Genomic DNA, 6,281 nt, shown 5'->3' on the forward strand with positions numbered 1-6,281 from the left:
GTATTATTTATACTGATACCCGCGTTGAGTATTTCATCGTACGTGGGGAGTGGAATTACATTGTAAAGCTGCTGCCCCTGAGCGGCATCAAAATCACTGCTATAGGTGATGAGAGCCAACAGCACTGCAGCAAAAATTAAAAATCGCGCGATCTGAGTTTTCACAAAAGCCTCCTTCGTTTCTTTTTTTCTGCGCAGCTAAAAGTTGCTGCACGGTGAAGGAATGTATCGATGCACGCGATCGGCGGCTGGCCATTTTCGGACACGAATATTTATGAACTTTTGCAAGCCCGCTCAAACAAGATTTTTAAACTCTCCGCCAATGAAAAGCATTTTCCTCCCTTCGTTCCAATTACCGACGTTTTGGGAGCCAGGATCGAACATTTCGAGTTCGTCTCGTCATGTGGTGTTCCTCCGCGAGGAACCAGGTCTTACCCTGATCGCGGGAGATTTCGCCGCGCCACACAAACGAATCTTGTTTGATCTCATTGAATGACCATCGAAGCAATGAACCATCACTGTCATTTCCGTTGAGCACGATTCGATCACCTTCGGCGCCGCCGGTTAGAGTCGTAATTCCACCATAAGAAGGAGCGATGAACACAACACGCCAGATTCCGGCTTTTGTGTCGTAGAATCGGATCGTTGTGCCAATGTTGCGCTCCCCAGATGGATCTCTGGGAAAAGAGATCCAGATGTCCTGCAAAGCACGACCATCGAGGATCCATCCAAAAAACAATTCGCCCTTGAAGCGGGTGATTTTGCCGTCTTCTCCAATGCTGGAAAAATCGCAGTCCCAGGCTCCGACAAGGCCGTCAAACAATTTGGAATGTTTTTCAATGGAAGGATGCGGATTTTCGGCAGGCAGGACTGAGATCATTGCATTCCGGGAATTATTAGCCATGGTTCTGCTCACCCAGCAAATCAGGAGACAGAACAAAACGGTAAGTAGGCGTATTCTTTTTGACCTGATTAACATTGGGAAAAACCTCCATGGAGGAATTCTAGCTAATCAGTTCTTCCTACCACTATCAAATTCTTGCGTATTTGATTGATTCCGCCGTAACAAAAGCTAATCTTATTGGTTGTGATTAACAGCTCGAACGCATTCGTACTTGTCGCACTGATGCTGGCGATGAACATTCCCACCATTTACGCTACGCCAGCAAGGACTCAGATTGTTCAATCGGTTGATATCCAGATTCCGGTGTCGCCCATCCCGGTCCAGATTGCTGGAAAAAGCCACCTTGCATATGAGCTGCAGTTGCGAAACTTTATGACCATTGATGTTCTTCTGACACGCTTGGAAGTAAGTGACGCGGATCGCAGGATTTTGCTGGCCGGCTACGGTGGTTCGGAATTAGCCGCGTTAGCCGGCAGGCGCGATTCCGATTCAAAATTGCCGAATCAACTTCTCATTGCGGGCGGTACGCACACGGTCCTATATCTTTGGGTAGCGCTCGATGAAGGAGTTGCAACTCCCACACGGCTGCTGCATAAAATCGAATTCGACTTGATGCGAACTTCGGGTCGCGAACAGGGAGCCGTCGAAACAGAGGCCCTGGATATTCGAATCGACCCTCCGCTTATCCTGAACGCTCCCTTGCGAGGCGGACCATGGATAGCGGTTTACGATCCTGCGATGCCGCGCGGACATCGCACTTCCATCTACACCATTCAAGGAAAAGCGCGAATCCCTGCGCGGTTCGCAATAGACTTGTTCCGTCTGAACGATGATGCGATGCACGCGCAAGGCGATGAATCGAAGGTTGCGAACTGGCACGGTTATGGAACCGAAGTGCTGGCGGTAGCAGACAGCATCGTTGCGAATGCTAAGGATGATATACCAGAGTATGAATTCATCAGCACTTCGCAAAGGCCAATGCCTCTCGAAAATGCAAGCGGCAACTATGTAACGCTGAATCTGGGCAATGGGCGATACGCGTTCTACGAGCACTTGAAACATGGCAGCATCAAAGTGAAGCCCGGTGATCGAATCAAAAGCGGCCAGGTGATTGGCATGCTGGGAAATTCTGGAAGCAGCTCATCCGGACCTCACCTTCACTTCCATGTGAGCGATGCGAACTCCACGCTTGCAGCGGAAGGTATGCCTTATGTCTTTAAAAACTTTGAAGTTCTGGGTGCTTTTCAAACCATCGATGCTGTTCTCCGCGGCCAACGATGGGAACCTGCACCAAAGAATGCGGGAGGCGCGCGCAGAATGGAGCTACCGGCTCCGAACGTGGTTATTCTGTTTCCGCAGAATTGAGAACTGACTCAGGCCGCTTTGTCAGCGAAATTCTGTTACTTGTTCCTCTGTGCGCACGTTTCGCGACAAAAAATGAAACAGAATCGATAACACCTTGATAGAATGGCCAGCAACAATGAGCCTGGAAAGAACGGAATATTACAAAGGCGATCTCCTGAGCGTTCGCTACGTTGCATGCCGGTCAGCAGAGAAGGGAACGAGCGACGTGGAGACGTCGGATGCTGATACTCTGGTCCTTCCGCTACGCGGCGCGTTCATCGAACATTTCTCCCATGGAACGCAAGTCCTTGCTGAACCGAACGTCGCTCTAATCTTTCCCGCAGGACGTTCCTGCAGAGTCAGCCATCCCATATCGGCTGAAGATGATTGCCTTGTCGTGGAATTTTCGGTGAGTTGCTTTCAGGAGGTGCTGGAAGGAGTCCTTCATTCGTCGGGCGTTACTTCCGTTGGCACACACAGTCTTCTTTCACCATCCGCAATGGCCGTCCGAAATTTGATATGGCGAAGATTGAAGCAGAAAATGGCCAGCCCCCTTGAAGTCGAGGAGACCGGTGTTGCGTTACTCTCTCACGCGTTGCTGGGCTCGCGCGAAAATCGAATGCCACAACGCTGCAATTCCCTCTCCCGGCAGGTCGAAACTGCAAAGGTGATTCTACTGTTGCATCCCGAAAAGAATTGGAGCCTGCATTCGCTTGCTCTCGCGTTGCAGTGTTCCCCATTCCATTTGACCCGCATGTTTCGCGAAAAGGTCGGTGTGCCTTTACACCGTTATCTATTACACACACGACTGGCAAGAGCCGTAGATCTTCTTCTGGACACGGATAAGGACCTCACTACCATTTCCCTGGATCTCGGCTTTTCCAGCCATAGTCACTTTACAGCCTCCTTCCGGCAATTGGTCGGCTTCGCCCCGAGCCAGTTACGTGAAATCGCTTCCACTCGCATCGTTGAAGAGACTCGCAAGATTCTGATAGCGCCGCTCTCCAAATTGAACTAAAGTTCCAGGGAAACATTATGGAACGTGAAGCAATGTGGGTTTCGTTGGATGAACGAACGTTTGAGTATCTTCGATTGCAGACCGCTGATGAAGCCGTCATGGCGGACGGATGGATCATTCACTTGGACGAATACTCTTACCGAATCCAGTACAGATTGGAATGCGATTCCGAATGGCGCGTGCGAAAAGTCGAAATGACCAGACTGGGCAAGGACCCGGAAGTCCTGTCGTTGCGCTCAGATGGATTCGGTCATTGGACTGATGAAAAAGGGAAACAGGTTGCATCAGTTGACGGTTGTATAGATATAGATATCCAGGCATCACCATTTACCAATACCCTTCCCATCCGGAGGCTGGCTTTAAATCGCCAGGAGAGCAAAACGATCGATGTTGTTTTCATAACTCTACCCGATCTGCAAGTAAAATCAGTATCCCAAAGATACACGCTCGAATCTCAGGATCAGACCGGAACTGTGTATCATTTTGAGGGTTTGGACAGTGGATTCAGTACCGATCTACCGGTGGACTCTGATGGCCTGGTGATCGAATACCCTGAATGGTTCAAGCGGATCTGGAAACGGTAAAGAATTTAAGATTGCATTACTGATTTCAGCGAGTCGCAACGTAAGAAAGTACGTTGCGCCGCGAGCCTCCAGATGTGGAAGATACCCGCGATCTCTCGGAAGAGGTCCTTTCATGCTCGCTGTCGCTCGCATAGGACAATATCTAACAGCAATTTGCCTTCGCCGGCGTTACAAACCGCACCAAAAGCTCATCAAATCTACAATTCTCCAATTTTCGATCTGCAATCTCGAATCTGAAATCTGAAAATGGCTGCTTAAATAAGGGTGAGCCGGTAGGGCATTGGTATCGTGATCGCGATGTTGCCACGATAATGCGAAATTCGTTCCAGACTCCTCGGTCCGCGATGTGCGATCTTGGCTTCCAGTTCGGCGTAGTTGCGGAAATGCTGAAATCCCTCGGCATCGAACTGCCGGCGGACCACAGTTCCCGCGACCGCCGTCCACGCAGTAATCACGCTTCTTTCCTCGCACGCATACCATGACCAGGGCGAACCGGAAGCGTGATCGATCACAAGAACGTCAGGTGCGAGAGTCGCTGCGTGAGCGAGCGCTCGTTCCGGATCTGGCATCTCGTGAAGGGAGAATTCAAAGAGCACTAAGTCGCCCGTGGGCTGCAACGTAAGGAAATCCCCGGGCACAAGCGTAAACTTGTCGGCCAGACCTTGATCCCTCGCAACAGTCAGAAGCCGTTCGAGCTCAGCCTCGTCTCTATCCACAGCGATTACCTGGCGAGTGGCCCGCCCGTAGTCGGCAAGCTGTCCGCCGCCGGCGCCGACGGCAACAACAATCTTATCTTTGAAATCATAGAATGATGTTAAGTCCCTTATTATCTTCTTCAGGTCCGTCGCCACCGCCAACCTCCGAAACAGTTTACTCGATTTGAAATGAATCCGTTCCGCTCAATCTATATATATGGAAGGAAAGCTCGGAATCTCCCACTTGTTCGTCTCTATGAACCGTTCATGGCAAAACATTTGTCTTTTGCGAAGAGATCGGTACCCTACGCAAATTGATGGAGGTAGAGAGTGCGTTCCAGCCTGACGTTGAAGCAAACGGGAGACTTGAGAAAGGCGCTCGCAGAACGAAACGTGGATGTCTCACCCCACCTTTCGCATGTGGATCTTGGCGGACACGGATATGCCGTGGTACGCGCGGAAAGCGATGCGCTGGAAGTTGAGTTTGTTTGCATACCACGTCCATTAGAGCGGACTGATCGCCCCGATGGGGGGCCGCTGCTCTATCGTATGGTACACCGCGTACAGCTCTGGAACGCCGGTGAGATCCCTCGATTGAAGCAGTCAATTCTGGAAGGCAGCGTTCCTCTCAGCAAATAGTCATGTCCGAAAACGGCGAGTAAGCGGATGAATCAAGGCATAGCATGATTCAAAACTCTAATTCATGGTTCGTTCCTTGTAAGGAGGATTTATGAAAATACTGTTTTCATTTGATTACGAGTATTTCTCGATGTTGAAACTTCTATCTATTCCACTGCTTATCTTGATTTTCGGAACAATCATTTCCGGTTCCGCAACCAGGGAATCACCGAAGAGTGACGCGGAGATCGTCGCGTCATTGGACACAGAATACCAGGCAGCAGTAGCACGAAACGATGCGGATACGATGGATCGAATCCTTGCGGATGACTTTGTTCTCGTTCTTGGAAATGGAACGGTATATACAAAACCCGATCTGATCAACGAGGCCCGCGCCAAGAATATTGTTTACGAACAACAGGTGGAAGTTGACGATTCGCAAAAGGTGCGCGTTTGGGGTGACACAGCGGTGGTTACGGCAAAATTATGGGTGAAGGGGAAGCGGGGCGAGAAGTCCTTCGATCGGAAACTGTGGTTTAGCGACACCTATGTTAAAACCCCGAACGGATGGAAGTATGTTTTCGGTCAAGCTTCGCTGGCACTTCCCAATGAGTCTTAATGAGCCGTAGTGGCAGAGCATTTTCGAAATAAGCATTGAGGACTTTGCATGTTGATACGCAAAATCTATAGCTCACATTTGAACCTATCATGGAAAATGCTCTGCAACTACACCCTCCTGATACTCCTTCTCACAAGTAGCAGTCCGAGCGCGCAGACTCCGAAATTATCATTTGATGTAGGGAGCGCGCCCGGGCCTCGCATTTTCGCGGATGGAGTCATCTGCACGGGTGATTATGAAACTCATCCGGCTTTCTCTTCCGATGGCAATACACTTTATTTCGTAAAAATGGCTCCCGATCTAACCAAGTGGACAATTTTTGTGTCCCACTACAAACAAGGGAAATGGCAAGAACCTGAAATCGCATCTTTCTCCGGACAGTATTGGGATGCGGATCCGTACTTCACAAAAGATGGAAATACTCTCTACTTCATTTCCAACCGTCCGCTAAAATACGGAGAGCCTCAAAAAAGTGATTTCGATATCTGGAAAGTTGAAAA

At 49.8% G+C, this 6,281-nt stretch carries 8 protein-coding genes; 6 read left to right on the top strand and 2 right to left on the bottom strand.

Going from position 1 to position 6,281, the window contains the following annotated elements; all coding sequences use genetic code 11:
* Positions 1-351: 351 nt before the first annotated feature.
* Complete coding sequence (locus tag L0156_27115; protein MCI0606672.1) at positions 352-903, bottom strand: hypothetical protein; 552 nt, start codon at positions 901-903, stop codon at positions 352-354.
* Between the two features lie 183 nt (positions 904-1,086).
* Between L0156_27115 and L0156_27120 the strand changes: the two genes are divergently transcribed.
* The 3 genes from L0156_27120 (at position 1,087) to L0156_27130 (ending at position 3,849) form a co-directional block, all read left to right on the top strand.
* A complete protein-coding gene (locus L0156_27120) occupies positions 1,087-2,268 on the top strand; it encodes a M23 family metallopeptidase (protein MCI0606673.1) in 1,182 nt (393 codons plus the stop codon).
* Positions 2,269-2,383: 115 nt separating this feature from the next.
* The gene (locus tag L0156_27125) at positions 2,384-3,265 is read left to right on the top strand and encodes an AraC family transcriptional regulator (protein MCI0606674.1); all 882 of its coding nucleotides are present in this window, start codon (positions 2,384-2,386) and stop codon (positions 3,263-3,265) included.
* A 17-nt stretch (positions 3,266-3,282) separates the two neighbouring features.
* A complete protein-coding gene (locus L0156_27130; protein ID MCI0606675.1) occupies positions 3,283-3,849 on the top strand; it encodes a putative glycolipid-binding domain-containing protein in 567 nt (188 codons plus the stop codon).
* A gap of 254 nt (positions 3,850-4,103) precedes the next feature.
* Here the strand turns inward: L0156_27130 and L0156_27135 are convergent, their stop codons facing one another.
* Complete coding sequence (locus tag L0156_27135; protein ID MCI0606676.1) at positions 4,104-4,700, bottom strand: class I SAM-dependent methyltransferase; 597 nt, start codon at positions 4,698-4,700, stop codon at positions 4,104-4,106.
* Between the two features lie 174 nt (positions 4,701-4,874).
* On the opposite strand from L0156_27135, the gene L0156_27140 reads away from it, so the two are divergent.
* From L0156_27140 to L0156_27150, 3 genes are all read left to right on the top strand, one after another.
* Positions 4,875-5,183, top strand: coding sequence for a hypothetical protein (locus L0156_27140; protein MCI0606677.1), 309 nt, complete (start codon positions 4,875-4,877; stop codon positions 5,181-5,183).
* Between the two features lie 91 nt (positions 5,184-5,274).
* The gene (locus tag L0156_27145; GenBank protein ID MCI0606678.1) at positions 5,275-5,781 is read left to right on the top strand and encodes a nuclear transport factor 2 family protein; all 507 of its coding nucleotides are present in this window, start codon (positions 5,275-5,277) and stop codon (positions 5,779-5,781) included.
* A gap of 48 nt (positions 5,782-5,829) precedes the next feature.
* Positions 5,830-6,281, top strand: a 452-nt coding sequence (locus L0156_27150) for a hypothetical protein (GenBank protein ID MCI0606679.1), incomplete at its 3' end; no start/stop codon positions are given.

Source organism: bacterium (genome assembly GCA_022616075.1).
In the GTDB taxonomy this organism is placed as follows: domain Bacteria; phylum Acidobacteriota; class HRBIN11; order JAKEFK01; family JAKEFK01; genus JAKEFK01.